The sequence below is a fragment of the Streptomyces sp. NPDC005492 genome (genome assembly GCF_040605995.1).
Lineage (GTDB): Bacteria > Actinomycetota > Actinomycetes > Streptomycetales > Streptomycetaceae > Streptomyces.
In genome coordinates this window covers 1-26,072 of the sequence record NZ_JBEXDX010000015.1, presented here as the reverse complement: position 1 = coordinate 26,072, position 26,072 = coordinate 1, and the positions used below count along the sequence as shown (strand labels likewise).

Below are 26,072 nucleotides of genomic sequence, written 5' to 3'. Positions count from 1 at the left end.
CGCAGTCGGGCAGGGCTGAGTTCGGGCCCCTGGGGCGTGGCGTCCGGAGCACAGTACACACCGTCATCGACCGCTCTCGCGCGGTGTCGCAGGACTTCCCTTCGAAACCGACCGGCCTCTGTTCACTTCTGCGCCAAGTGTCTGAAATGACGTGTGGGGAAAGGGAGTTGAGTGGCCAAGGTCGGTGTATCGCACTTGAGGGAGACCGGTGTGGCGGGCGTGACGCGTTGGCTGGACGGCATCGAGGGCGAGGCGGCAGCTCTGCTCCCACCGGAAATCCACGCCTACTTTCGCAGGGGCGCGGGCCAGGGTCTCAGTGCCGCCGAGGCCGCCCCGGCCTGGGACGGGTTCCGGCTGCGTCCGCACATCCTGCGGGACGTGTCGCGGTGCGAGACCTCGACGACCGTGCTGGGTACGGCAGTCGACACACCGGTCCTCATCGCCCCGAGCACCCTGCAACGCCGGGCGCATCCCGAGGGCGAGGCGGCCACCGCGCGCGGCGCGGCCGGTGCGGGGTCGCTGCTCGCGGTGACCTCGAACACGGCGGTCCCGTTCTCGGCCCTCGAACCCTCGGGCGCGCTGTGGTGGGTGCAGGTGTACGTGGCCCGCTGCCGCTCCCTGACCGAGGAGACGCTCCGGCGTGCGGTGGCGGCCGGGGCCCGGGCGGTCGTGCTGACCGCCGACACCCCCGTCATCGGCTCCCACGGCAGACCCGGCGCGCATGTCGCCGACTTCGTCGGGCCCGAGGACCTCTACGGCAATGTCGCCGGCACCCCCGACCGGGAGGCCGCCGAGCACGCGTGCGACCTGGGGCCCGATGTCATCGGCTGGCTGCGTGACCTGACCGGCCTGCCGGTCGTCGTCAAGGGCGTCCTGCGGGGCGACGACGCCCGCGCCCTTGTCGACGCGGGCGCCGCCGGTCTGATCGTCTCCAACCACGGCGGCCGCCAGCTCGACGGACTGATTCCGAGCGCCTGGGCGTTGCCGGAGGTCGTCGACGCGGTCGCCGGGACGGGCACGGAGGTGTACGTGGACGGCGGACTGCGCCGAGGGACCCACATCTTCACCGCGCTCGCCCTGGGCGCCCGCGCGGTGTTCGTCGGCCGCCCGGCCCTGTGGGCACTGACCCTGGCCGGTGCGGAGGGTGTGACCCGCCTGATCGATGACCTCACGGCGGAGTTGGTCGAGACGATGCGTCTGACGGGCGTGGCCGAACTCCCGGCGATGGGACGGGACTTGCTCCATCCGCGGGCGGACCTCAGCCGGTCGGCAGGGTCACCGCACGTCCGTTGACCTTCTCGGTGTGCGAGTGGTTGAAGGCTGCGGCCCACGTCCGTCAGCGGGGTCGGCGCACGCGTGGATCGATTGTCGTAGCAGCAGAACCCGCGACGACCCGCTCGACGACCTCACGGCGGAGTTGGTCGAGACGATGCGTCTGACGGGCGTGGCCGAACTCCCGGCGATGGGACGGGACTTGCTCCATCCGTGGGCGGACCTCAGCCGGTCGGCAGGGTCACCGCACGTCCGTTGACCTTCTCGGTGTGCGAGTAGTTGAAGGCTGCGGCCCACGTCCGTCAGCGGGGTCGGCGCACGCGTGAATCGATTGTCGTAGCAGCGGAACCCGCGACGACCCGCTCGATGACCTCACGGCGGAGTTGGTCGAGACGATGCGTCTGACGGGCGTGGCCGAACTCCCGGCGATCGGGCGGGACTTGCTCCACCTGTCGGCGGCCCTCAGGCGTTCGGCAGGTTCACCGGACACCCGCTGACCCTTCTGGCGCGCGAGTGGCCGTAGGTCGGCGGAGCCTGGTTGAGCGAGAACGCCTCCGGAGTGGTCGGCGCCGGCGCCGCGACGAGTTGGCCGGGGCTGCCCCAGCGGGGGTGCGGCGACCGCCACCTCCTCCTCGCGGACGTCCAGGTGTCCAACTCCGCCGGTGGTGATGCCCGGCGCTGTCGAGTTCGGCACCGGCTTGGCCAGGGTCCGCTTGATCACCTGGTGGGGGGCGAAGCCCGCTTCTGTCTGGGGCGGCGCGCGTGAATCGAGTGTCGTAGCGGTGGAATCTGTCGCGTAACCTTGCCCGAACCATCTATTCCGTCATAACGTCCGGATATTCCGTCGCCGACACCACCGGGGTACCCCATGGACCGCACCCGTCTCCAGGACCTCCTCGCCCGCGAGCGCGCCGAGGCGGAGCGGGCCAACCCGCGCTCGAAGGCCGCCTACGCCCGTGCCGAGCATCTCTTCGGTCGGGTGCCGATGACCTGGATGAACAAGACCGCCGGGGCCTTCCCGCGCTACCTCGACACCGCCCGGGGCGCCCGTGTCACGGACATCGACGGGCACGAGTACGTCGACTTCAGCCTCGGTGACACCGGAGCCATGGCCGGCCACTCGCCCGCTGTGGTGGCCGAGGCGGTGCGGCGCCGGTTCGGCGAGCAGGGCGGGGCCACGGCGATGCTGCCCACGGAGGACGCCGAGTGGGTGGGCGCCGAGCTCACCCGTCGCTTCGGGCTCGCCCGCTGGAGCTTCTCGCTGACCGCGACCGACGCCAACCGCTGGGCGATCCGGCTCGCCAGGGCCGTCACCGACCGCCCCAAGATCCTGGTGAACAGCTACAGCTACCACGGCAGCGTCGACGAGTCGCTCATCGTCGTAGGACCGGACGGCCGGGGCACCGCCCGCCCCGGCAACGTCGGCGCCCCCTGCGACGTCACGCTCACCAGCCGCGTCGCCGAGTTCAACGATCCCGCCCAACTGGAACGGGAGTTGGCGCACGGCGACGTCGCCGCCGTCCTCATGGAGCCCGCGCTCACCAACATCGGCATCGTGCTGCCCGAGCCCGGTTATCTGGCCGCCGTACGCGAACTGACCCGTCGCCATGGCACGTTGCTCATCATCGACGAGACCCACACCTTCTCCGCAGGACCGGGCGGCTGCACCGCGGCATGGGACCTCGCACCCGATCTGCTCACCATCGGCAAGGCGATCGGCGGCGGCATCCCGGCCGGTGCCTACGGCCTGTCCGCCGAACTCGCCGACCGGCTGCTCGGCCGCGCCGACCTGGACCTGGTCGACATGGGCGGGGTCGGCGGCACCCTGGCGGGCAACGCGCTCTCCGTCGCCGCCATGCGCGCCACGCTCGAACACGTCCTGACCGACGAGGCGTTCGCCCACATGGTGAAGCTGTCCGAGCGCTTCGCCGCCGGTGTGCAGCAGGGCATCGACGCCCACGCGCTGCCCTGGACGGTGAGCCGTCTCGGTGCCCGCAGCGAGTACCGCTTCGCGTTCCCGGCCCCGCGCACCGGCACCGAGTCGGAGGCGGCGGGGGACCCGGAGCTGGAGGACTTCCTCCACCTCTATCTCGCCAACCGGGGCATCCTGCTCACCCCGTTCCACAACATGGCGCTGATGTGCCCCGACACCACCGAGCGGGACGTCGACACCCACACCCGGGTCCTCGCCGACGCGCTCGCCGAACTGACGCACTGACAAAGGAAGGTGGGGACAGGCACGTGGACGACATCGACCGGGCCATCCTGCGCGAGCTGCAGACCGACGGACGTATCGCCTACGCCGATCTCGGACCCAAGGTCGGTCTGTCGGCGTCCGCAGCACGGCAGCGGCTCCAACGCCTGCTGGATTCCAGGGCGGTTCAGGTCGTCGGGGTGACCGACCCGATGGCCATGGGCGGCCAGGCCATGGCGCTGCTCGGTATCGAGGTGGACGGCGACCCCCGTGCCGTCGCCGACGAACTCGCCCTGCGCGACGAGGTGGTGTACGCCGTGCTCACCTCCGGCGGCTTCGATCTCTTCGCCGAGGTGGTCACCCCCGGGCCGCGGGACCTGCTGGACTTCGTGAACGACGTGGTGCGGCCGGTCGAAGGGGTCCGGAGCGTCCAGTCGTTCCCGTACTTCGGCATCCACACCCACCGGTTCCTGTGGGACGTCGGCTGAGTCCGGAGGTGCCGGTGGGGCCCGAGATGCCGGAGTGATCCAGCGGGCGTCTAATGGGGATGTCGGAAATGTCCCCTGGCGGAAAAGGCCGAGGTCATGACGCCCACGGATTCCAGTGCAGGGGGCAGCGGGGCTGCGGCCAAGGGGGTGCTGCGGCGGCTGGGGGAGTGGTGCGCCCGGCACTTCGTGATCGTCATCGTGGCCTGGCTGGTGGCGCTGGCCGCGCTCCAGGTCCTCAACAGGTCCTTCGGGGGCGACTACTCGGACGACTTCTCGCTCTCCGGCGTCCAGTCCCACCACGGACAGCAGGTGCTGAAGGAGCACGATCCGGCGGCCGGTGGCTACGGCAGCCAGATCGTTCTGCACGACAAGGACAAGCAGCTCACCTCGTTGAACTCGCAGATGTCCGAGACGGTCGGCGACCTGCAGAAGCTTCCGCACGTCCTGTCGGTGCAGAATCCGCTGCCCCAGCCCGGCACGCAGCCGCCGACGTCCTCCGGGCAGAACGTGGGACCCCTGTCGTCCGACGCCAAGACCGCTTACATCACCATCCGCTTCGACGTCCAGCCGTCCACCCTCGGTGACGGCTACCTCCACGGCGTCGACCACTCCGTGCAGCCTCTGCGCGCCGCCGGCGCCCAGGTCGAGTACGGCGGACCGCTCGGCGAACTGGCCCGGCCCGCCGCCGACGACCGGGTCAGCGAACTCATCGGGTTCGCCGTGGCGATCGTCGTCCTGCTGATCGGCTTTGGCAGTGTGATCGCCGCCGCGATGCCCCTGGTGACCGCGCTGATCAGCGTGATCGGAGGGCTCGCCTGCCTCGGACTGCTGGCGGCGGCGTTCACCTTCGCCACGGTGTCACCGACCCTGGCCACGATGATCGGCATCGGGGTCGGCATCGACTACGCCCTGTTCCTGATCACCCGCCACCGGCAGAACCTCATGAACGGCACGGATCCGGTCCGCGCCGCCGGGCAGGCCACGGCCACCAGCGGCCGGGCGGTCCTCGTCTCGGGCTGCACCGTGATCATCGCGCTCGCCGGACTGTTCGTGTCCGGCGTGCCCTTCATCGGCAAACTCGGGCTGGCCGCCGCCGTGACGGTCGTGTCGGCGGTCATCGGCGCACTCACCCTGGTACCCGCCCTGCTCGGGCTCCTCGGCAGGCGCATCGACCGCTACCGGGTGCGCCGCCCGGTCGCCGAGACCGACGCCGAACCGGGAACCGAGCCGACGGGCACCTGGCACCGCTACGCCCAGCGCGTCGAACACCGCCCGTGGACCTTCCTCGCGGCGGGCATCGCGGCCGTCGTCGTCCTCGCGATCCCGGTCTTCTCGATCCAGCTCGGCCACATCGGCGACGGTGCCGACCCCACCTCGTTCACCGACCGGCGCGCCTACGACCTGATGACCGACGCCTTCGGGCCCGGCTCCAACGGCCCGCTCACGGTCGTCATCGACCAGAGCGGCGTGCCGTCCTCACAGCGCTCCGCGCTCTCCTCGCAGGCGCAGAAGACCCTCGACGGGGTGCACGGCGCCGCGAAGGTCACCCCGCTGACGACCACCAAGGACGGGGACGTCCTGATCGGCACCGTCTACTCCAAACAGTCCCCGCAGAGCGCCGACACCACCGACCTCACCAACCGGCTCGTCCACGACACCCTCCCGGACGCGGTCTCCGGCACCTCCGCCAAGGGCTATGTCACCGGCACCACGGCGGCCCAGGTCGACTTCCGCGACATCGTGTCCAGTCGGCTGCCCCTGATCATCGGCGTGGTGGTCGCCCTGGCCTTCCTGATCATCCTCGCCGTCTTCCGCGGCCTCCTCGTCGCCCTCAAGGCCGCCGTCCTCAACGTCCTCTCGATCGCGGCCTCCTACGGCGTCGTCGTCGCCGTCTTCCAGTGGGGCTGGGGCGGCCCCGCGCTGGGCGTCGCCGGCAAGGTCCCCATCGAGAGCTACGTCCCGATGATGATGTTCGCGATCATCTTCGGACTGAGCATGGACTACGAGATCTTCCTGCTCTCCCGCGTCCACGAGGCCTGGCTGCGCACCGGCGACGCCGAGGCGTCGGTCGCCCACGCCCTGGAGATCACCGCACGGGTCATCACCTGCGCCGCGCTGATCATGGTCAGCGTCTTCGCGGCCTTCGTCGTCAGCGACAACATCGTGGTCAAGATGCTCGGCCTCGGCCTGGCCGTCAGCGTGCTGATCGACGCCACGGTCGTACGGCTGCTGATGGTGCCCGCGGTCATGACCCTGCTGGGCCGGCACGCCTGGTGGACGCCCCGGTTCCTGGACCGGATCCTGCCGCACATCGACGCGGAGGGCGGGCACGAGGGCGCGTGAGCGTCAGTCGCCGGGCGCCGCCTCCGGGGTGAGCACCAGCATCGTGACGTCGTCGCGGATCTCCTCGGAGTGCCGCAGCACATCGGCCCACACCCGCTCCGCCAGATCGCCGGAGTCGCCGTCGGCGAGTGCGGCCAGCCGGTCGACGAACGGATAGAAGTCACCGGCGGTGTCCCGCGCCTCCCACACCCCGTCCGAGGCCAGGAACAGGCGGTCCCCGGGCAGCAGCGGCACAGTGGCACCACCGAGCGGGCCCGCATCGGCCAGACCGAGACCCAGTGGCGTCCACGGCACGACGCCGATCTCCGTGACCCGTCCGTCGCGCAGCAGCACCGGAGCCGGATGCCCGCAGGCCACGATCCGCACCGCCCGCGCGTCCGCCGAGAACTCCAGCAGCACGGCCGTGGCGAACAGTTCCGCGTGCGGCGACCGCGCCGAGTCCACCACGAGTCTGCGGTCCAGGCGCGCCGTGACCGACTCCAGGTCGGGCCGGTCCAGCACCGCCTCCCGGAACGCCCCCAGCAAGGACGCCACCGTCGCCACGGCCGACAGCCCGTGCCCCTGTACGTCACCCATCACCGCCCGCACCCCGAACGGCCCGTCCCGCACGTCGAAGAAGTCACCCCCGACCAGCGTCCCGCGCTGCGCCGCCCGGTACAGCCCCGCACACCGCACCGCCCCCACCCGCGCCGGCAAGGGAGGCACGACGGCCCGCTGCGCGGCCTCGGCGACCGTACGCTCCAGATCGAGCTGGGCGTCGCGCCGACTCCGTACGAAAGAGACGAACACACTCAGCAACGCCACGAAGCAGATCGTCAGCAGATCCGTACTGCCCGGATCGTTCAGGTGGAAGGCCGGGACGGTCAGCAGAGCGACGCTGAGCCCGCCGAAGAGCACGGTCGCCACGGGGCCGTACGACAGACCGGCCAGCGGCGGGATGGCGCCCAGTACAAAGCCGATGTCGAGCGGGCTCGGGCTCACCAGCGTCGCCACACCCACACCGGCCACCAGCACACCCGGCAGCACCCGCACCCACAGGGGAGCAGGCGCGCCTCGCAGCCACCCCCGCCGGGCCGGCTCCCGGTTCCGGCGCGGCACGCGCACACGCACCTTTCCCACACCCCCACGCTCCTACGACGGGCCCCGCCCCGCACGCCGAGCGACGTCCGGGGAGCGGTACGAGGCGCGGGAGCCTCGCCACCCTCGCAGAGGGTGCACCGGCCGCCAGGGGACTCGCAGCCGCTTCCGCCGACGGCACGCGCGACACCGGCCTGATCGTCCGCGGCGATCAGGCCTCGGGCGCAGTGGGGATCCCGCTGATCGGCGCGGGTCCTGCATGGTCGCGTCGGCGCACGCGGCCGTCGGCCTGAGCTGCCCGGAACGGGAGAGGGCGGGGGCCGCGCTCCCGCCCTCTCCGGCCTCAGAACGGCGTAAGCGTGAGCCGGATCGCCGTAGGCGCCGTGTCCTGGACGTACGACGCGAAGTCCGCCACGTCGTCGAAGGCGAAGCCGTACGCCCTGCCGTCGGCGGTGGCCGCGTGCACCGCCTTCGCGTAGTGGTTCGTGAGGTCCGTCTGGTAGAAGGCCGAGGCGTCGGTGGTCGGTTGAGCCGGGTTCGACAGCAGCGTCGAGCGGTTGAAGCCCGCGCCGAGCACGGCCGCGACCGGGCCCGTGGTGCCGTCGTTCGGGGCGGCCAGGTTGCCGTCGCAGAACAGCACGTCCCGTGTCGACGGCTTCGCGAACGACACCGATGCGGGACCGGTGAAGGTGAACCGGTCGGCGCGCACCCGCCCGGTGAAGGCGCCCGCGTTCGTCGTGACCGTGAGGTCCTTGCCGGTGTACGTGCTCCACACCTCGTCGATGTACGGCGCGAAGTAGTCCGCCGAGAACAGGCCCGCGTCCAGCCCGTGCCCCGGTGCGATCACCCGCGTGTCGTCCACGACCAGCGGGGCGAACGCCTCGACCTGCCGCACCGCGGCGAACACCGACGCGCGCCCGCCGTCGCGCAGCGTCCCCGTCGTCTGGTCCTGCGCGCCGGTCAGCCGGATGCTCAGCGGCACGCTGAACATGTCGACCATCGTCGTGTTGCAGAACATGCCCGACGCGTTGTGCGTGAACTCGGCACAGTCGTGCAGCACCCCGTAGTTGGGATCGGACGTCACCCAGCCCGCCGGATACTGGAGTGCCGGGTTGCCGTTTCCGTCCGCCACGGCCTTGAACTTGAGCTTCGCGCCGAGCGAGACGTAGATGCGTCCCGACAGGTACGGCAGTGAAATCGTCGTCTCCGCACCGGAGTTCAGACTGATCGCGTAGTCGGTGAAGCCGTCGGCACCGTTGTCGGAGAGCGCTATCGGCGCGAGCGTCCCGTCGGGAGCGACCCGCACCTGCTTGCCGTCCACGTTTCCGACGATGTAGACGTGCACGCTCGCGTTGTCGAACGAGCCGCTGTTGTTGACCAGCGTCAGCGGGAGCGCGCCCGCCGCGGCCGAACCGGTGTCCGCGAGGGCGTAGGGGGCGAGCGCCGCGATGGCGGGCGCGGCCACCGCGGCTCCGCCGAGGGCGAAGAGCATCTTGCGGCGGCCGAGTGCGCGCTGGTGACGGGGAGTCATGTGGGGGGACCTCCGGGCGAGTTGGAGTGCGGCAGCGGACGGTGCCGACGATGAGAGCGCTCTCAGATCGCGCGTCGACACCGCCGCCGGGCCCCGATGTTACGCACGAGCACCGCCCCGGCCAACCGTTGAGTGAACCGTCGGCACGGCCCTGACCTGCGGAGACGGGATGAGGCGGAGGCCTTAACCCCCGCTTAAGGGCCACTTAAGTGCTCGGTGAAGCATTCACGCGGGCTTCATCGCCCGTATCCGGGCGCCTCTTCCGTCCCATTGCATGCCCTCCTAGCCTCACGACACCTCCATGTCCCCTTGTCGAAAGGCGACTTGCCGCATGCCTCAGCAACTCCCGCACACCGTGCGACGGGTGGGCACCAAGGTCGCGATCCTCGCGATCACGAGCGCGCTCGCCGCGTCCACGCCCTTCCCCGCCGCCGCGGCCAACTCCCCGACCGAGCGGGCGTCTTCGCTCGTCGATCCGCTGATCGGTTCGTCCAACGGCGGCAACACCTACCCCGGCGCCACCCTCCCGGGCGGCATGATCGCCTGGTCCCCGACCAGCACCACCGGCGACCAGACCAGCACGGGTGCCGCCAACGGCTACGAGTACGGCGCCACCCGCGTCCGCGGCCTGAGCCTCACCCATGTCAACGGTGCGGGCTGCAACCCCGGCGCGGCAGGCGACGTTCCGATCATGCCGTTCGTCGGCGACGTCACCTCGTCACCGTCGGCGGACACCAAGGACGCCGTCTACGCGTCGAACTTCTCGCACACCGACGAGAAGGCCACCCCCGGCCGCTACACCCTCGGCCTCGCCTCCGGCGCCACCGCCGACCTGGCCGTCAGCAAGCGCGCCGGAGTAGCCGACTTCACCTTCCCCGCCGACCGCCCGGCGAGCCTGCTCTTCCGCGTCTCCAACTCCCTCAACGGCAGCGAGGACGCGCACGTCGACATCGACACCGCCCACCACAAGGTCACCGGCTGGGTCCTCACCGGCGCCTTCTGCGGACGCCGCGCCAACGGCGGCGTCAACAACCGCAAGAGCTACTACAAGCTGTACTTCAGCGCCTCCTTCGACCGGGCCTTCTCCTCGGTCGGCACCTGGCACGACAGCACGGTGTCACCCGGTTCGACGACCGCCTCCGGAGGCGAGGGGTACGCCACGGGCGCCGACCGCGCGGGCCGCGGTTCCGGCGGCTGGGTCGGCTTCGACACGGCGGCCGACAACGATGTCCACATGCGGATCGGCATCTCCTACGTCAGCCTCGCGGGGGCCGAGACCAACCTCGGCCAGGAGATCGCCCCGCACGCGCGCGTGGCCGACGTCGCCGAGGCCGGCGCCCGCGCCTGGGACCGCGAGCTGAGCACCGTACGCCTCGACGGCGGCACCCCCGCCCGCCGCCAGACCTTCTACACGGCGCTCTACCACGCGCTCATGCAGCCCAACCTGATCAGCGACACGGACGGCCGCTACTGGGGCATGGACCAGGCCGTGCACCGGCTGGCATCCGGTCAGCGGGCGCAGTACAGCAACTTCTCCGGCTGGGACCAGTACCGCGCCCAGATCCAACTGCTCGCCCTCCTGGAGCCCACCGTCGCGGGCGACTTCGCCCAGTCGCTCTACAACTTCGCCCGGCAGAACGGCGGAGTATGGGACCGCTGGGTGCACATCAGCGGCGCCACCCACGTCATGACGGGCGACCCGTCCGCCGCGACCCTGGCCACCTTCTACGCCATGGGCGTCCGCAACTTCGACTACCGGGGCGCCTTCGACTCCCTCGTCCACCAGGCCACCGTGCCCAACGCGGACGAACTCTTGGACGCCGGCTGCCCGGGCCAGTGCGTGGGCCAACGCCCCAACCTGGCCCAGTACATGACCTCCCACTACGCCGCCCAGGACGCGTGCCACTGCTGGGGCGGCGCCGCCGAGACCCTGGAGGACGCCGTCGCCGACTCCGCCCTCGCCCAGTGGGCGACACTGCTGGGCCGTACCGGCGAGGCGAAGACCTTCACCGAACGCGGCGCCTACTGGCGCAACGTCTTCAACCCCGCCACCGGCTACATCCAGGCCCGTAATCTCGACGGCTCCTGGGTGACCCCGTTCAACCCGGCGAGTGACCTCGGCTTCGCGCAGGGCTCGGCCGCCGCGTACGTCTGGATGGTCCCGCAGGACGTGACGGGACTGGCCGAGGCGATGGGCGGACGCGAGACGGCCGCGACCCGCCTCGACGGCTTCTTCCACACGACGGACGGAGCCTGGTCGGTCCGGGGCGGCGACGCGCTGCGCTACGACCCGACCAACGAACCCGACATCCACGCGCCCTGGCTCTACAACTCCCTCGGACAGCCCTGGAAGACCCAGGCGACGGTCCGCCAGATCCTCGACACCGCCTACGGGACCGGCCCCAAGGGCCTGCCCGGCAACGACGACCTCGGCACCATGTCCGCCTGGTACGTCCTCTCGGCCCTCGGTATCTATCCGCGCACCCCCGGCAGCGCCGACCTGCTGCTCGGCGCACCCCTCTTCCCGAAGGCGGTCCTGGACCGGCCTGGCCGCACGGACATCGTCATCACCGCACCCGACGCCGACGACACCCACTCGTACGTCGACGCCGTACGCCTCGACGGCCGGAACCTGAACCGCTCCTGGACCGGCTCGGCCCTGACTCTCAAGGGCGGCAGGCTGGACTTCCGGCTCGGCACCGACCCGAACACGAGCTGGGCCGCCGACCCGGCGGGACTGCCCCACTGACGTGCGGTGGCCCGGCGGAGGCGCACTCCGCCGGGCCACCCGCGCAATTCGCTGGACGGGCGGACGGACCCGGCCCTAGCCTGAGCCCGCACGCCCGGAGACCCGCGGAAGGAGGCGAGTGCCATGCGATCCACAACACCCCTGCGCTCCCTCCCCGTTGACCCGGTGTGCCTCGACTGATCCGACCGGGAGCGCTTCACGCGGTACGCATCCCGGAGGAATCCATGACCGATCTGGTCATCCGCGCGCTCGACGCGAGCGACGCCCATCTTTTCGACGCACTTCCCGACGCGCTCGGCGCCCGGGCGCAACACCGGCTGACGACCTGGCGGCCCGACTGGCAGCGGGTGGCGCTGCGGGACGGCACGGTCGTCGCACGCGCCGCCTGGTGGGGCGGCCCCGACGACACCGAACCCCTCGCCGTCGACTGCTTCGACCTGGCCGAGGGTGAGGCGGAGGCGGGCGCCGAACTGCTGCGCAGCGCGCCCTGGCGCGTCGACGTGGAGCTGAACCTCCCCGCCGGCTGGCGCGACAGCCCCGAGTTCCGTGCCGCCGCCGAGGCCCGCTTCACCGCCCTGCGCGCGGCCGGTTACGACCTCCTCGTCGAGCGGTTCATCTACCGATGGACTCCGGCGTGCGGGCTGCCCGAACGCCCCGGGCGCCTCGTCTTCGCCCCCGAACCGGACGACGCCGTGTTCTTCGACGCACTGCGCCGCATCCACTCCGTCACTCTCGACGCCCATGCCCGCCGGGCCATCCGCGAAGGGGGAGTCGAAAAGGCCGCACAGGAGGAGATCGACTTCTTCCGCTGGTGCCCGTCCCCGCGCGAGTGGTGGCAGGTCGCCCGCACTTCCGAGGGCGACCTCGTGGGCATCCACATCCCGGCCCGCAACCCGTCGGGCCCCTGCGTCGGCTTCATCGGAGTCGTACCCGAACAGCGCGGGCACGGTTACGCCCGCGACCTGCTGGCCGAGTGCACCCACCATCTCGCCGAGCGGGGCGCCGAGTTCATAGCCGCCGCCACGGACCAGGGCAACTTCCCGATGGCCGCGCACTTCGCCGAGATCGGCTATCCCCTCATCCGGGAACGCGCCACCTTCCAGTTCGTCGAGTAGCCGCACCGGCCCGTAGACCTGCCGGCAGTCGGCCCGGCCCATGATCCGTTCCGGGCCGACTGTCAGTGCCGGGTGCCATGCTGGCGGCAGGTGGATCTACGGCACATCGCTCTACGGCGGGATGGAGGCGGGCATGGGGTTCGTCGGCGAGGTCTGGCAGGTACGCGGGGGCGAGGAGTCGGTGGGGGAGATCCTCATCGACGACGCCGACTTCCCTTGGCTGTCCGGCGAGTTCACCCCAGGTCCGGCCTTCGACGCCGTACGGGACTTGTTCATACGGGAACGGGAACTGGTCGAGGCGGACGACGACCCGTCCCTCTGGGAGGAGGCCTACGACGAGATCCGGCGGCGGGTCACGCTCACCTCGCCGGACGGGCCCGTGCCCGAGTTTCTGCTGCACATCGAGGGGGAGCGGGCCTGGTTCCGGTGGAGCGACGAGCCGTTCGACGAGGACGAGGAGGCACCGGGTGGCGAGTGATCAGCCGGCCGCGTCGGCCACCATCGCCTCGGCCTCCGCCAGGATCTCGGTGACCCGCTGCCCGAAAGCCGCGTCGCAGAGGTGCGGCCGACCCGTGCGGACGGCCTCGCCCAGCGCGTCGGCGGCCCGGGTCAGGGCGGACACCGCACTGCCCGAGCTGTCCGGGAGGCCGGTCACCTCTGCCTCGCCGCGCAGTTCGACCGTGACGCCTGCCGCAGCGGTCGGCGCCGTGAGGCTCAGGGTCAGCGTGCTCGTCGCACCGCCCACGTGGTCCAGGATCAGCAGGGTCGTGTCCCCGGGGCCCCGCACGGCCGCCGCCACCCTGCGGACGTCACCGAGCACCGGCAGCAGCACGGACAGGGCGTGCGGGCCGACGTCCCACAGCGCGCCCTTCTCCTGCCGCCAGGGGGAGGCGGCGAACGGACTGTCGCTGGTGAACACCGAGCCGAGCCAGTCGGCCCGAGCGGTGAACCAGCCCTCGGCGGCGGCCTGTTCGGCAATCCACGCCTCGGTCTCCGGCTGGAAGCGGGTGGTGAAGAACACGACCGACGCGACCCCGGCCTCCCGCACCGCGTCGACCACGGCCCGCCCCTGCTCCACCGTCGGGGCGAGGGGCTTGTCCAACAGCAGATGCCGACCCGCACGCGCGGCCCGCGCCGCCAACTCGGCCTGCACGGACGGCGGAAGGGCCACGGCGACGGCGTCCACATCCGCGAGGAGGGCGTCGACGTCGTCGTAGGCCGGTACGCCGTACCGGTCGGCGAGTTCCTTCGCCGCGTCCGGACGGCGGCCCCATACGCCCGCGAAGTCCCACTCCGCGTGGCCGTCGAGGGCGGGGGCGTGCGCCATCTGTGCCCAAGGGCCGGTGCCGAGCAGTCCGATGCGCATGGCGCTGCCTTTCCACGGGTCGAACCTGATGCCGACCGGAGTCGATCCGACCGGCCGGTCGCCGGTGAGCGTGCCACATGGACGGGGCAGGTGCGCAAGCCCTCGCGGCGACCGCCGATTGAGCAGTGCGGCTGCTGGATGCGTTCGATTTCTTCTATTGGACCTGCGGACTCGGTCCGGAGAGGCTGGAAGGCGCGTCCCGCCCGCCGCGATCCGACCGGTCGCCCGGCGGTGCCGGACGCACGGTTCTGCGCTACAGCCGGAAGACCGGAAGAGGAGCACGAGCAATGGACACCCGCCGTATCGGTGACGTCGAGGTCGGTGCGATCGGCCTGGGCGGTATGCCCATGTCGATCGAGGGACGGCCCGACGAGGCACGCTCCCTCGCGACCATCCACGCGGCCCTCGACTCGGGCGTGACCCTGATCGACACCGCCGACGCCTACCACCTGCACGCGGACGAGGTCGGACACAACGAGACCCTGATCGCCAAGGCCCTCGCCTCCCACGACCGCGGCGCCGACGTCCTGGTCGCCACCAAGGGTGGCCATCTCCGCCCCGGGGACGGCAGTTGGACCCTGGACGGCCGTCCCGAGTACCTCAAGGAGGCCTGCGAGGCCTCCCTGCGTCGGCTGGGCGTGGAGGCCATCGGCCTCTACCAGTTCCACCGCCCCGACCCGAGGGTCCCGTACGCGGACTCGGTCGGTGCGCTGCGGGAGCTGCTCGACGAGGGCAAGATCCGCATGGCCGGGATCTCCAACGCGAACCCGGAGCAGATCCGGCTCGCGAACGAGATCCTCGGCGGACGGCTGGTCTCCGTGCAGAACCAGTTCTCCCCGGCCTTCCGCTCGAGCGAGCCGGAGCTGGGGCTCTGCGACGAGCTCGGCATCGCGTTCCTGCCCTGGAGCCCCCTCGGCGGCATCGCCCACGCCGGAGAACTCGGCTCCGCCTACGCGCCGTTCGCCCGGATCGCCGAGCGGCACGGCGTCAGCCCGCAGCGGGTGTGCCTGGCGTGGATGCTCGCCAAGTCGTCTGTCGTCGTACCGATCCCGGGCGCCAGCCGCCCCGAGACGATCCGCGACTCGGCCGCCGCACCCGAACTGACCCTCTCCCAAAATGAGTTCGCGGAGCTGGACGCCGTCTGAGAGGGTGACGACGCCCGAGGTGCAGCAGGGGCGGGCAGGGCGAGAAAGCCCTTGCCCGCCGACCGGTCACAGGGGGAGGACCACCGTCGATGGCGTCGTCCACGGACAAACCGCTCGACCACCACTACCGTGACGAACACCCGATCCGCACCCTCGCCTACCTCTTCCGCACCGACCGCAGACGCCTGGCCCTGGCCGCCGCCGTGTTCACGGTCAAGCACAGCCCCATCTGGCTGCTCCCGCTGATCACCGCGTCCATCATCGACACCGTGGTCCAGCACCAGCCGGTCAGCAGACTCTGGATCAGCACCGGGATCATCCTGTTCATCCTGCTGATCAACTACCCGCTGCACGTCCTCTACGTCCGCCTCCTCTACGGCAGTGTCCGCCGCATGGGCACCGACCTGCGCTCGGCGCTGTGCACCCGGATGCAGCAGCTCTCCATCGGCTACCACTCCCGGGTCAGCGCCGGAGTGCTCCAGGCCAAGGTCGTGCGGGACGTGGAGACGGTCGAGCAGATGGTCCAGCAGACCGCCGAGACCGGGCTCGGCGCGATCACCGTGCTCACCGGCGGTCTGGTCATCATCGCCTTCCGCACACCGGAGTTCGTGCCCGTCTTCGTGGTCGTCGTGCCGGTCGCCGCGCTCCTCGTGTCCCGGCTCAGGGCCCGCCTGCGCACCCACAACGAACACTTCCGCCACGAGGTCGAGACCCTGTCCTCGCGCGTGACGGAGATGACCCGGCTCATCCCGGTCACCCGCGCCCACGGCCTGGAGGGCAAGGCCCTGCGCCGTATGGACGGCACCCTCCGCCGGCTCCTCACCACCGGAAACCGCCTCGACCTGCTCAACGGCCGCTTCGGCTCGCTGGCCTGGGTCGTCCTCAACGTGGTCGGCGTGCTGGTCCTCGCCGGCGCGGCCCTCGTGTCGTATTACGGCGCCTGGGGAGTCACCGCGGGCGACGTCGTCATGCTCAGCGCCTTCCTGACCACGCTCACCAACTCCACCACGACCCTCGCGAGCCTGGCGCCGGTCATCACCAAGGGCCTGGAATCGGTCCGTTCGGTCGGCGAGGTGCTCCAGGCGCCGGAGCTGGAGGACAACGAGGGCAAGGCGGAGGTCACCTCGGTATGCGGGGCCGTCACCTTCCAGAGCGTCGGCCACATCTACGACGGGAACCAACTCCGGCCCGCCGTGCACGACTTCACCCTCACCGTCGTACCCGGCGAGACCGTCGCCCTCGTCGGCGCGTCCGGCGCCGGCAAGTCCACCGTCCTCAACCTCGTCATCGGGTTCATCCGCCCCACGAGCGGCCGACTGCTGCTCGACGGCACCGACATGAACACCCTCGACCTGCGCACCTACCGGCGCTTCGTCTCGGTCGTCCCCCAGGAGTCGATCCTCTTCGACGGCACGATCCGCGACAACGTGGCCTACGGCATGGACGACGCCGACGAGGAGTCGGTGCGCGCGGCACTGCGCGACGCCAACGCCCTTGAGTTCGTTGACAAGTTGCCGCAGGGCCTGGACACCCTGGTCGGCGAGCGCGGGGCCAGGCTGTCCGGCGGACAGCGCCAACGCCTCGCCATCGCACGGGCGTTGATCCGGGATCCCCGGGTGCTCATCCTGGACGAGGCGACCTCGGCCCTGGACACCCGCTCGGAGGCCCTCGTCCAACAGGCCCTGGCCCGACTGCTGCGCGGCCGCACGACCTTCGTCGTGGCACACCGGCTCTCCACCGTCCGCGGCGCCGACCGGATCGTGGTACTGGGTGACGGCGAGATCCTGGAGATCGGCACACACGACGAACTCCTGCGCCGGGGTGGGGCGTACACGGCGCTGCACAGCGGCCAGGTCGCCTGATCCCGGGTCAGAGCACCGGCCGTACCGCCCGCTCCATGCACACCAGCCGATCCCGTGCGTCCCACGACTCGGTGACGGTGAAGCCGAGGCGCTCGTACAGGGCGATAGCGGCGGTGCGCCAGGCCCACACCGACAACTGGACGGTGCCGGCGCCACTTTGGGCGGCCTGCACGAGCGCGGCGGTGATCAGACGGGAGGCGGCACCCCGGCCACGGAACTCGGGATCGGTCCAGAGCCTCTTGATCTCCGACCGCCCGTCGGCCGGAGCGGTCACCACCAGGCAGCCCACCACCGTCTCGCCGCACAGGGCCAGCAGCACGGCGGCGTCGGCGAACGCGGCGCGTGGATCGCGGACTTCGGTCCGGTACCGGTCCGGCAGGGCGTCCACGTCGGCGACGGGTTCCCCCTTCTCGTCCTCGGTGCGCAGATGGTAGGACGCCAACAGACCGGCCAGGGCGTCGAGTTGCGAAGGGTCCTCACCCGACCAGCGGACGACCGCGACCTCGGAGTGAGGGGTCATACCGGCGCCACCTCCGGGACCGTCCTGCCGTTGAACGCCGAGCGATACGCCTGCGGAGTCGTGCCGACCACCCGGCGGAAGCGCTCGCGGAACGCGGTGGGGGAGCCGAACCCGGCCTGCTGGGCGACGCGTTCGATGGGGTGGTCGCTGTTCTCCAGCAGGTACTGGGCACGTCGTACCCGGGCCCGCAGCAGCCACTGGAGCGGTGTGCTGCCCGTCTGTTCGCGGAAATGGCGGCTGAACGTCCGCTCGCTCATGCCCGAGCGCGTCGCCAGCGCGCCCAGGGTGATCTCGTGGGAGAGGTGGTCCTCCATCCACCGGAGGACCGGTTCGAGGGCCGAGCCCTGGGGGACCGGCGGATGCTGGTGGACGATGAACTGGGCCTGCCCGCCCTCGCGTTCGAGCGGCATGACCGACAGGCGGGCCGCGTCCGCCGCGACCGCCGAGCCGAAGTCCCTGCGGATGATGTGCAGACACAGGTCGAGTCCGGCGGCGGCCCCGGCCGAGGTGAGGATCTGGCCGTTGTCGACGTACAGCACGTCCGGCTCCACGTCGACCAGGGGATGGGCGCGGGCCAGCAGGTCGGCGGCGATCCAGTGCGTGGTGGCGCGCAGCCCGTCCAGCAGTCCCGCCTCGGCCAGCACGAAGGCGCCCGCGCAGATCGACACGATCCGCGTGCCCGCCGCCGCTGCCTCCCGCAGCGCCGCCAGCACCCGGGCGGAGGGCGGCGCGGCCTGTTCCGAGCGGCCAGGGACGATGACGGTGTCGGCGTCCGCCAGCGCTTCCAGCCCGTGGTCGACCCGCAGCGTGAACCCGTCCGTCCGCACGTCCGTCGTCTCGCCGCACACCCGGACCCGATAGGCGCTCCGGCCGTCGGGCAGCCGGGTGCGGCCGAACACCTCCATGGGCGTCGCCATGTCGAACGGCACCACATGGTCGAGGGCGAGGATCGCGACGGTGTGCATGAACGCCACCATAGGCGGATTCCCGCCAGGCAGGTGACGTGGCCATCCACCACAGCAGCCTGGCCGGAGGCATTGGCGGGAATCCGTTGAAAGCTGTCGTTCCAGCCCCTGTGCGGCCGGACGGTACCTGCCTAGCCTGGGCCGGTGACCAAGATCCTTCTCACTCTGCACGTCCTGGCCGCCATCGTCGCCGTCGGCCCCGTGACCGTAGCCGCCAGCATGTTCCCACCGGCGGCCCGCCGCGCTCTCACCGCCGCGGACGGCCCCGACAGGGGGGTGACGACCGTACGGCTGCTGCACCGCATCTGCCGCGTCTACGGCGCGGTCGGACTGGCCGTGCCCCTCTTCGGCTTCGCCACCGCCTCCGCGATGGGCGTCCTGGGCAGCGGCTGGCTGATCGCCTCCATCACCCTCACCGCCGTGGCCGCCGGTATCCTCATCGCCTTCGTCCTGCCGCGTCAGGACGAACTCCTGGAGGAACTGGGCGCGCGGCGGCCCGTGGAGCGTGCCGGAACCGTTCAACTCGCCATGTTCACCGGCATCTTCAACCTCCTGTGGGCGACCGTCACCGTCCTTATGATCATCCGTCCCGGCTCGACCACGGGCGCCTGACCGGTCAGCCGGTGACCCGCACCAGGAGCAGCGCGACATCGTCGTCGGGCTCCGGGCGCAGCGCGTTGAGGAGCATGTCGCTCGTCTGCTCCAGCGGACGGCGCGAACTCTGCAGCAACCGCGTCAGCGTGTGCAGCCCCACGTCGATCGACTCACCGCGGTTCTCCACCAGCCCGTCGGAGTACAGGGCGAGCAACGCACCCGTCGTGAAGTCGACTTCGGCGGTACCGAAGTCCACCCCGCCGACACCCAGCGGGACCCCGCCGGGAATGTCGAGGAGTTCCGCGGCACCGTCGGAGTGGATCAGGACCGGCGGCAGATGCCCGGCGCTGGACAGGCAGCAGGTGCCCCGCCCGAGGTCGACCACGCCGTACGCGCAGGTGGCGATCGTGTCGCCGAGGGAACCGGTGAGGTCGTCCAGGTGGTGCAGCAACTCCGCGGGCGGCAGGTCGAGTCGGGCCAGCGCACGGGTCGCGGTGCTCAACTGGCCCATGATGGCGGCCGCTTGCACCCCCTTGCCCATCACGTCCCCCACGACGAGACCGGTACGGCCCGGCCCCAGCGGCAGCACGTCGTACCAGTCGCCCCCCACCTCGCTCAGCGCCGGGAGATAGCGGGCGGCGATGTCGAGGCCCTCCTGGCGTGCCGGGGCCGGTGGCAGCAGGCCGCGTTGCAGGGTCAGCGCGGTGGTGCGCTCGCGGGCGTAGAGGCGGGCGTTGTCGATGCAGATCGCGGCGCGCGCGGCGAGTTCCGTGGCGAGGAGGCGGTCCTGTGCGTCGAAGGGACGCTCGTTGACGGTGCGGTAGAGGCTCAGCGTGCCCAGTACCTCGCCTCGGGCCATCAACGGGACGGCCAGGTAGGAGTGGACGCCCGCCGCACGCAGGGTCTGCGCGGCGCGCCCGTCCCGGGCGATGCGCCGCATCATCTGCTGGTCGACGCGCTCGACCAGGATCGGTCCTGCCTCGCGCACGCACCGGGTGATGATGCGGTTGGGGCCGTAGGTGGCCAGTTCGCCGACCGGGTCCGCCGCGTGGATGGCGTCGGTGAGGTATCCGGCGGCGACGGCCAGCGCCCGGAACTCGACCTGCGCGTCCTCGGTCACCGGAGTGATCGTGCCGTCCGTCACGACCGACTCCAGTACGTCGACGGCGGCCAGGTCGGCGACATGCGGCACCGCGACGTCGGCCAGCTCACGCGCGGTCTGCTGGAGGTCCAGCGTCGTGCCGATTCGCACCCCGGCCTCCGCCACGACGGACAGATGCTGGCGGGCCTGCGCGACCTCGGCGGCGGCCTGCTCCCGCTCGGTGATGTCCAGTACGGCCATCGCCAGCCCGAGGACCCGGCCCTGCGCGTCCTCGATGCGGTGGTACGACTCCGAGTACGCGCGGTCCTCGACGTCGGCCGCCGTCCGGCCCACGGTCTGCTGGTCGAGCAGCGGCCTGCCGGTGATCAGCACATGGCGCATCCGCGACTCGATGGTCGCCACGTCCAGACCCGGCAGCACCTCGCCGATCCGCCGCCCGACGACCTCCGCCTCCGGAAGGCCATTGATCCGTTCCAGGGCCGGGTTGACCCCGACCCAGCGCAACTCGGTGTCGAACACCGCGATGCCCACCGGCGTCTGCCGCACGAGGCTGTGGGACAGGGCCAGGTCCCGCTCCACGGTTCGTACCGTCGTCGCGTCCGCCGCCAGCCCCAGCAGATGCGCCTGGCCCCGGCTGTCGCGCAACCGCATGGTGCGGAACTCCACCTGCCGCTCGGTGCCGTCCCGGTGCAGCAGGGGGAACACCCCCGCCCAGCGGGCACCCGTACCCACCTGGGCGAACAGCTCCCGCGCCCGGACCCGGTCGTCCGGCGCCACCAACAGCTGGTCCGCGCGCTGCGTGAGCGCCTCCTCGGGGGAGTAGCCGAGCAACTGCTCCGCCTCGGGGCTCCACAGCGTGATGTATCCGTCGGCGTCCAGGACCACCGCCGCGACCCGCAACAGGTCCAGCAACCCTCCCGGGGCGGCAGTGACACCGTCCCCGGCACCGTACGCGTCCATCCCAGCCGCTCCTTCCGGCGCGGCACGGCACCGGCCAAGATCCGCACCGCGGGTCATCCGATTACGGCACAGCACGGCCCGCGCGGCAACACCGTGGGGGACGTGGGGGAGGGGAGCGAAGAGGGCCGTATGGAGCACGTACCCGCGCGGATGCGGACAAGCACCCAGATTCTGGTCGTGCCCTGACCCGACTGCCCCCAGGACACCCGATGCCCTTCCCGCTCCGCCTCGTCTCCCTCCTGGTCGCCACCTGCGTGGGCGCCCTCGTGCCCGCGTCGCCCGCGGCGGCCGACGACCACTCCCTCCAACGCGGCCTCGACGCACTGGTCGCCGCTCCCGACGGACCGCCCGGCGTGATCGTCGTGCTGCGCGACGGCGACCGGCAGCGCGTCCTGACGGCCGGCACCGCCGACATCACCACCGGCCGCCCGCTCGAACCGCGCGACCACACCCGGACCGCGAGCACCAGCAAGGCGTTCAGCGGAGCGGTGGCCCTGAGTCTCGTACGACAGCACCGGCTCGACCTCGACGACACGATCGGCGCGCGGCTGCCCCAACTGCCCCGGGCCTGGCGGTCGGTGACCCTGCGCCAACTGCTCCAACACACCAGCGGGCTGCCGGACTACAGCCAGAGCCCGCAGTTCCGTAGCCTCATCGCGGCCGACCCGCGCCGGCACTTCGACTCGCGGCACCTGCTCGACTTCGTGGCCGGCGAACCGCTCGGCTTCGCTCCCGGTTCTCAGTACCGCTACTCCAACTCCGACAACATCGCCGTGGCGCTGATGGCGGAGGCGGCGACCGGCAGACTCTACGAGGACCTGCTGCGCCGCGAGGTCTACCGGCCGCTGGGACTGCGCGACACGAGCCTGCCGCAGGGGTACGAGATGCCCGAGCCCTACATGCACGGCTACGCCTTCGGCGGGCCGAACGGACCGGAGGACGTCAGCGAGGCGATCAGCATGTCGGGCGTATGGGCATCCGGCGGCATCACCTCCTCACCCCGCGACCTGGCCACGTTCATCGGCGCGTACGCCGCCGGAGCCCTCACTTCCCGGGCGGCAGTGAAGGAACAGCGCCACTGGATCCCCGGCGCCTCCGAACCGGCCGGCCCGGGCCGCAACAGCGCCGGACTCGCCCTCTTCCGCTACGCCACCCGCTGCGGGGTCGTTCTCGGACATACCGGAAACACCCTCGGTTACACACAGTTGATCGCGGCCACCCCCGACGGCCGACGCGCGCTGACATTCTCATTGACAACTCAGGTGAACCAGTCCGGTAACCCCGCTCTGCTGAGCAAGCTACGCGCGGTCGAGGAGGACGCCGTGTGCAGCCTGCTGGGAGGAACGTACGGGTCGTGATTCCGGCGTCCGCGACATGCCGGACGTGACGGCGGCCTCTGAGCCTGGTGAACCGTTCCTGCTGAGGTTCAAGTTCAAGTTCAAGCGACCGTGCTGTCCGGCCCGTCGAGGCGTCCCTCCCGCTCCGACGAGGCGGGCAGGGACAGCCACTCCGCGATCGTCCGGGCGATCGGCTGGCCGGTGTCCGCCTCGACGAAGCCGAACTGGCCCGACTGGTTGCACTCCAGGAACCACCAGGTGCCGTCGCCGTCCTCGGCGAAGTCGAAGGCGCCGTAGGCCAGTTCGGCCTCGCGCAGATAGGTGCGGACGGCATCGGCGATGCGCGGCGGGACCTCGGTGGGATGCCAGCGCTGCGCGGGTGCGGCGAAGCGGACGTCGACCTCGGCGGGGTCCGCGTCCGGGGCGGTCGCCGTGCGGGCGGCCAGCATCCGGTCGCCGACCACGGTGAGCCGGATGTCGGCGCGCTTGGGGATCCGCCGCTGCAAGAGTGTGGGACCGAACGCTACGGCGGCGAAGTCGGTGTCGGGCGCGACCCGGCTGGTGGGCACCGCTCTGGGCGGATCCTGCGGGTGGGCACCGGAGACCGGCTTGACCACCAGGTCCGGGAAGCGCTGCGAGAACTCGCGGGCGGCCTGCGGGAAGGTGGTGATCAGGGTGGCCGGCACGGGCAGGCCGCTGCGCTGGGCGAGCCGTAGCTGCCAGGGCTTGTGCCGGGCGCGGCGAGCGGCGTCGGGGTGGTTCATCCAGCGGGCGCCGGATCCTCGGAGCATGCCGTAGAGCGCCTGGGACGCCTCCTCGGTGAGCCACTCCGAGGGCTGGGGTGCGCGGGTGGCCGGGGTGCCCGGTCTGCGCACCCAGATGGACCGCAGTCCACTCAGGCTCACCAGCCGCCCTCCGGCGGACAGATGACCCCGGAAGGCGCCGTGGACGTACTCGCCGGAGAGCGCGACCCCGCCGGTGAGGTCGGCGGGATCGATCCGGACCACGGGGACGCCGGACGCGTGCAGGTGGACCACCACCATGTCCGCCGTGACGTCCTCTTCACAAGTAAGGACCAACACGGTCATTTATGTCGTTCCGTGTTCAGTCGTCGAAGTGGGTCTTCGATCCTGCGGTGGACGTTGTGGTGCCCAGTTCTCTCAGCAGAGCGAGATCGTGGGCGGCCACCCGTCCGTCGGCGAGCACGTTCAACTGCAGTCCGGAGTCGTAGCTGTACGGAGCGGTAAGCTCCAACTGTGAAGCCGGGCGAGCGTAGTTGAGCGCGAACGGTTGCATCGTCTCTCCCTCGTCGGTACTGCCTCGTGCAAGCGGCCGGCCACCCCGCGGGGTCGCTCGACCCGCCGACTTCCGTCTGCTTCCAGAGACTTATACGAATCGAACGAGTGAATGGTTTCCTTACGCTGCGTAATCACAGGAAGGGACGTGAGACGCACGCCGGGGTCAGCCGGGGTCGCCAGGCCGCCCCTCCTCCTGCTCGCCGAGGGAGTTGCGCATCGTGCGCAGGGCGAGAAGGAGGACGGCGATGTCGTCCAGATACACGGGGTCGGGCATCAGGTCGGTCGGCAGTACGAAGTAGAGGACGGCACCCCAGAAAACCCATTTGGGGCCGGTCGGAAGCCCTGCGCGCCGTAGTCCGCGCCGCGTACGGACGAGCCGCACCAGCACTCCGACGGCCACGGCGAGCAGCACCACCGCGAGCACCACGGCGACGACGATCACGGTTGTGGTCGAATCCACGGGAGCCCCTTTTTCCGGTGCGGCCGCACAGCATGTGCCCTAACCGAATGCCCGGTTACGGCCCCGGTATTGCCGGCGAGGGGAACATCACACCCGAACGCCAGGAAGGGTCTTGACAGTCGTCGACCACGCTTGACCGTCAGCCACAACTCCCAGGACTGTCACGGGTCTTGCAGCGGTTTTCCCGTGTCCCACAGGGTCGGTCAGGAACCGTCCCGATCACCGTCACGCGGCAGATCCGCGCGGGCCGCGTCGACCGGCGAGGCGGGGCGCAGCGCCTTCGTCGCGTCCCGCAGGCGGCCGAACGTCCGCTGGAGCGCGGACTCGGACGACTGCGGAGGCAACCCGGCCACGGCTCCGGCGGACTCGCGCAGGGCGGCGAGCGCCTCGTTGGCGCGGTCGGCGGACTCCCGGTAGAGGTCCCGGGACTTCGTCATCGCCTCCAGCGCCTCGGCGTACATGGCCACCAGCCTGCGCTCCCGGGCCAGTTCCTCCTCGAGCGTCATCAGGCGCCACTCTTCACGCAGAGCGGTGAGGGCCGCCTCCCCGTCCTCCGGCAGCGGACGTGCCGAGGCGGCGTAACGGCAGAGCACGTCGACGAGTTCGGTCGGCTCGGAACCGTCGAGGAAGACGCTGCGCACGGAGAAGTCACGCACGTCGTAGCCCGGAGCGGCCGGGCTCGTCGGCAGCACCACCGCACCGCCGCGCGGCACCTGGAAGTCGAACTCGCGCAGCAACGCCCAGTTCACGGACCGCAGTTGGTCCGGCGCGGCGCGGTGCTCCACCACGCGGTGCCGCAGGCTCTCGGGCAGCAGCCGCGCCAGGGGCAGCCGGCCGCGCGCGTCCGGGGTCATGGCCTCGTGCACGACGACGTGAATGCTCCAGCCGTCCTGCGCGCAGCTCCTGAACAGGCGCCGCAGCTCCTTCTCGTCGGAAGGCAGCGGATTGACCTCCCGGAAGCGCAGCCCAGGAACCGTCACATGGTCCCAGCCGGCGTCCGTGTCCTCGGGGTCCCCGGGCCAGAACATGGTCGCGGGGGAGGGCCACCGGGGATCCCAGACCCGCTCGGCCTCCGCGACGAGGACCCACTCCTGCCCGTCGGCCGATGGCGCACCCGGCTCCGGAGCGGAGGGCAGCGTCAACCGGGCCCGTACGGTGACCGTCTCCTCGACCCGCCAGCGCGCCTCGAAGACCGGCTGGGAAACATCCGGTTCGTCGTCGGCGTCCGGTTCCAGATGGTCGTCGATGACCTCGCGGTCCTTGAGTCGCTGCAACTGTCGCCGTACGACGTCGGCGGCGTCGGACCCGACGTGGCGGCCGCGAGCCAGCCACACCGTGTGGGGGATCGTGGGCGGAGCTGCGGAGGAGTTCGACATAGGCCAATCTGCGTGCGCGGGCGGCGTTGACCCACCAGTATCCCCGTCGGAGATCTTGGCGCGTCAAGCGGGGGTCGGAGAGTCTCGTATGTCCGGGTTTCCCGCGATACGGCGCGAGTGTACGCGCGGGGTGTGATCGGTTCGCTCCGGGCGGCCGGGTTTCACTCGTGTCTTTGACATGGCCCGGTCCCCAGAATGGTGGGGCGGACGGGACCCGCCCACCATCCGCTCGGGGTGGGTCCCTTCCGTGCGCCACGCGGTCTCACCGACGACGCGGGCCGGGGGACCTTCGCCGACATCCAGTACGTCGTGATCAGC

21 protein-coding genes are annotated in these 26,072 nt (G+C 71.2%); 11 read left to right on the top strand and 10 right to left on the bottom strand.

Features of this window, described 5'->3' with window-relative positions; genetic code table 11:
* Positions 1–210 precede the first annotated feature (210 nt).
* From ABZT04_RS21330 to ABZT04_RS21315, 4 genes are all read left to right on the top strand, one after another.
* Positions 211–1,293 carry an alpha-hydroxy acid oxidase gene (locus ABZT04_RS21330; protein WP_356058340.1) on the top strand — a complete coding sequence of 361 codons (1,083 nt, stop codon included), beginning with the start codon at positions 211–213 and terminating at the stop codon, positions 1,291–1,293.
* Positions 1,294–2,140: 847 nt separating this feature from the next.
* A complete protein-coding gene (locus ABZT04_RS21325) occupies positions 2,141–3,490 on the top strand; it encodes a transaminase (protein WP_356058339.1) in 1,350 nt (449 codons plus the stop codon).
* A gap of 23 nt (positions 3,491–3,513) precedes the next feature.
* A complete protein-coding gene (locus ABZT04_RS21320) occupies positions 3,514–3,954 on the top strand; it encodes an Lrp/AsnC family transcriptional regulator (RefSeq protein ID WP_356058337.1) in 441 nt (146 codons plus the stop codon).
* Positions 3,955–4,050: 96 nt separating this feature from the next.
* Positions 4,051–6,297 (top strand): MMPL family transporter, encoded by a 2,247-nt coding sequence (locus ABZT04_RS21315; RefSeq protein WP_356058335.1) that lies wholly within the window; start codon positions 4,051–4,053, stop codon positions 6,295–6,297.
* A gap of 3 nt (positions 6,298–6,300) precedes the next feature.
* On the opposite strand, the gene ABZT04_RS21310 is transcribed toward ABZT04_RS21315, so the two are convergent.
* Both ABZT04_RS21310 and ABZT04_RS21305 read right to left on the bottom strand, forming a co-directional pair.
* The gene (locus ABZT04_RS21310; protein WP_356058334.1) at positions 6,301–7,395 is read right to left on the bottom strand and encodes a PP2C family protein-serine/threonine phosphatase; all 1,095 of its coding nucleotides are present in this window, start codon (positions 7,393–7,395) and stop codon (positions 6,301–6,303) included.
* A gap of 322 nt (positions 7,396–7,717) precedes the next feature.
* Positions 7,718–8,905 (bottom strand): glycoside hydrolase family 64 protein, encoded by a 1,188-nt coding sequence (locus ABZT04_RS21305; protein ID WP_356058332.1) that lies wholly within the window; start codon positions 8,903–8,905, stop codon positions 7,718–7,720.
* A 331-nt stretch (positions 8,906–9,236) separates the two neighbouring features.
* Here ABZT04_RS21305 and ABZT04_RS21300 point away from each other — a divergent pair, with 331 nt between their 5' ends.
* The 3 genes from ABZT04_RS21300 to ABZT04_RS21290 all read left to right on the top strand — a co-directional run bounded on the left by ABZT04_RS21300 (position 9,237) and on the right by ABZT04_RS21290 (position 13,247).
* Positions 9,237–11,654, top strand: a complete 2,418-nt coding sequence (locus ABZT04_RS21300) for a GH92 family glycosyl hydrolase (protein WP_356058331.1) — start codon at positions 9,237–9,239, stop codon at positions 11,652–11,654.
* A 224-nt stretch (positions 11,655–11,878) separates the two neighbouring features.
* A complete protein-coding gene (locus tag ABZT04_RS21295; protein ID WP_356058329.1) occupies positions 11,879–12,769 on the top strand; it encodes a GNAT family N-acetyltransferase in 891 nt (296 codons plus the stop codon).
* A gap of 133 nt (positions 12,770–12,902) precedes the next feature.
* Positions 12,903–13,247, top strand: coding sequence for a hypothetical protein (locus ABZT04_RS21290; protein WP_356058328.1), 345 nt, complete (start codon positions 12,903–12,905; stop codon positions 13,245–13,247).
* Here ABZT04_RS21290 and ABZT04_RS21285 read toward each other — a convergent pair whose 3' ends face one another.
* On the bottom strand, positions 13,248–14,135 hold the full coding sequence (locus tag ABZT04_RS21285) for a Gfo/Idh/MocA family oxidoreductase (RefSeq protein WP_356058326.1): 888 nt from the start codon (positions 14,133–14,135) through the stop codon (positions 13,248–13,250). It abuts the gene before it with no gap.
* Positions 14,136–14,422: 287 nt separating this feature from the next.
* On the opposite strand from ABZT04_RS21285, the gene ABZT04_RS21280 reads away from it, so the two are divergent.
* Positions 14,423–15,280: an aldo/keto reductase gene (locus ABZT04_RS21280; RefSeq protein ID WP_356058325.1), complete on the top strand. Its 858-nt coding sequence runs from the start codon at positions 14,423–14,425 to the stop codon at positions 15,278–15,280.
* A gap of 89 nt (positions 15,281–15,369) precedes the next feature.
* Positions 15,370–17,142 carry an ABC transporter ATP-binding protein gene (locus ABZT04_RS21275; RefSeq protein ID WP_356058323.1) on the top strand — a complete coding sequence of 591 codons (1,773 nt, stop codon included), beginning with the start codon at positions 15,370–15,372 and terminating at the stop codon, positions 17,140–17,142.
* Positions 17,143–17,149: 7 nt separating this feature from the next.
* Here the strand turns inward: ABZT04_RS21275 and ABZT04_RS21270 are convergent, their stop codons facing one another.
* Together ABZT04_RS21270 and ABZT04_RS21265 are read right to left on the bottom strand one after the other, a co-directional pair.
* On the bottom strand, positions 17,150–17,662 hold the full coding sequence (locus ABZT04_RS21270) for a GNAT family N-acetyltransferase (RefSeq protein ID WP_356058322.1): 513 nt from the start codon (positions 17,660–17,662) through the stop codon (positions 17,150–17,152).
* Positions 17,659–18,627, bottom strand: coding sequence for a helix-turn-helix domain-containing protein (locus ABZT04_RS21265; protein ID WP_356058321.1), 969 nt, complete (start codon positions 18,625–18,627; stop codon positions 17,659–17,661). The genes ABZT04_RS21270 and ABZT04_RS21265 overlap by 4 nt, the downstream gene beginning before the upstream one ends.
* Before the next feature lie 144 nt (positions 18,628–18,771).
* Between ABZT04_RS21265 and ABZT04_RS21260 the strand changes: the two genes are divergently transcribed.
* Positions 18,772–19,239 (top strand): hypothetical protein, encoded by a 468-nt coding sequence (locus tag ABZT04_RS21260; RefSeq protein ID WP_356058319.1) that lies wholly within the window; start codon positions 18,772–18,774, stop codon positions 19,237–19,239.
* A 4-nt stretch (positions 19,240–19,243) separates the two neighbouring features.
* Here ABZT04_RS21260 and ABZT04_RS21255 read toward each other — a convergent pair whose 3' ends face one another.
* Positions 19,244–21,283 carry a SpoIIE family protein phosphatase gene (locus ABZT04_RS21255; protein WP_356058317.1) on the bottom strand — a complete coding sequence of 680 codons (2,040 nt, stop codon included), beginning with the start codon at positions 21,281–21,283 and terminating at the stop codon, positions 19,244–19,246.
* Between the two features lie 209 nt (positions 21,284–21,492).
* On the opposite strand from ABZT04_RS21255, the gene ABZT04_RS21250 reads away from it, so the two are divergent.
* Positions 21,493–22,641 (top strand): serine hydrolase domain-containing protein, encoded by a 1,149-nt coding sequence (locus ABZT04_RS21250; protein ID WP_356058316.1) that lies wholly within the window; start codon positions 21,493–21,495, stop codon positions 22,639–22,641.
* A gap of 80 nt (positions 22,642–22,721) precedes the next feature.
* On the opposite strand, the gene tgmB is transcribed toward ABZT04_RS21250, so the two are convergent.
* The 4 genes from tgmB to ABZT04_RS21230 form a co-directional block, all read right to left on the bottom strand.
* On the bottom strand, positions 22,722–23,708 hold the full coding sequence (gene tgmB, locus ABZT04_RS21245) for an ATP-grasp ribosomal peptide maturase (protein ID WP_356058314.1): 987 nt from the start codon (positions 23,706–23,708) through the stop codon (positions 22,722–22,724).
* Between the two features lie 16 nt (positions 23,709–23,724).
* A complete protein-coding gene (gene tgmA, locus ABZT04_RS21240; protein ID WP_356058313.1) occupies positions 23,725–23,916 on the bottom strand; it encodes a putative ATP-grasp-modified RiPP in 192 nt (63 codons plus the stop codon).
* Positions 23,917–24,081: 165 nt separating this feature from the next.
* The gene (locus ABZT04_RS21235) at positions 24,082–24,378 is read right to left on the bottom strand and encodes a YkvA family protein (protein WP_356058312.1); all 297 of its coding nucleotides are present in this window, start codon (positions 24,376–24,378) and stop codon (positions 24,082–24,084) included.
* Between the two features lie 203 nt (positions 24,379–24,581).
* The gene (locus ABZT04_RS21230; protein WP_356058311.1) at positions 24,582–25,754 is read right to left on the bottom strand and encodes a hypothetical protein; all 1,173 of its coding nucleotides are present in this window, start codon (positions 25,752–25,754) and stop codon (positions 24,582–24,584) included.
* Positions 25,755–26,072: the final 318 nt, after the last annotated feature.

Excerpts from the sequence above, each read along its gene's own strand:
- ABZT04_RS21325 (WP_356058339.1), top strand. The coding sequence starts at position 2,141 with ATGGACCGCACCCGTCTCCAGGACCTCCTCGCCCGCGAGCGCGCCGAG.
- ABZT04_RS21315 (WP_356058335.1), top strand. The coding sequence starts at position 4,051 with ATGACGCCCACGGATTCCAGTGCAGGGGGCAGCGGGGCTGCGGCCAAG.
- ABZT04_RS21305 (WP_356058332.1), bottom strand. The coding sequence starts at position 8,905 with ATGACTCCCCGTCACCAGCGCGCACTCGGCCGCCGCAAGATGCTCTTC.
- ABZT04_RS21300 (WP_356058331.1), top strand. The coding sequence starts at position 9,237 with ATGCCTCAGCAACTCCCGCACACCGTGCGACGGGTGGGCACCAAGGTC.
- ABZT04_RS21295 (WP_356058329.1), top strand. The coding sequence starts at position 11,879 with ATGACCGATCTGGTCATCCGCGCGCTCGACGCGAGCGACGCCCATCTT.
- ABZT04_RS21290 (WP_356058328.1), top strand. The coding sequence starts at position 12,903 with ATGGGGTTCGTCGGCGAGGTCTGGCAGGTACGCGGGGGCGAGGAGTCG.
- ABZT04_RS21285 (WP_356058326.1), bottom strand. The coding sequence starts at position 14,135 with ATGCGCATCGGACTGCTCGGCACCGGCCCTTGGGCACAGATGGCGCAC.
- ABZT04_RS21280 (WP_356058325.1), top strand. The coding sequence starts at position 14,423 with ATGGACACCCGCCGTATCGGTGACGTCGAGGTCGGTGCGATCGGCCTG.
- ABZT04_RS21275 (WP_356058323.1), top strand. The coding sequence starts at position 15,370 with ATGGCGTCGTCCACGGACAAACCGCTCGACCACCACTACCGTGACGAA.
- ABZT04_RS21270 (WP_356058322.1), bottom strand. The coding sequence starts at position 17,662 with ATGACCCCTCACTCCGAGGTCGCGGTCGTCCGCTGGTCGGGTGAGGAC.
- ABZT04_RS21265 (WP_356058321.1), bottom strand. The coding sequence starts at position 18,627 with ATGCACACCGTCGCGATCCTCGCCCTCGACCATGTGGTGCCGTTCGAC.
- ABZT04_RS21255 (WP_356058317.1), bottom strand. The coding sequence starts at position 21,283 with ATGGACGCGTACGGTGCCGGGGACGGTGTCACTGCCGCCCCGGGAGGG.
- ABZT04_RS21250 (WP_356058316.1), top strand. The coding sequence starts at position 21,493 with ATGCCCTTCCCGCTCCGCCTCGTCTCCCTCCTGGTCGCCACCTGCGTG.
- tgmB (WP_356058314.1), bottom strand. The coding sequence starts at position 23,708 with ATGACCGTGTTGGTCCTTACTTGTGAAGAGGACGTCACGGCGGACATG.
- tgmA (WP_356058313.1), bottom strand. The coding sequence starts at position 23,916 with ATGCAACCGTTCGCGCTCAACTACGCTCGCCCGGCTTCACAGTTGGAG.
- ABZT04_RS21230 (WP_356058311.1), bottom strand. The coding sequence starts at position 25,754 with ATGTCGAACTCCTCCGCAGCTCCGCCCACGATCCCCCACACGGTGTGG.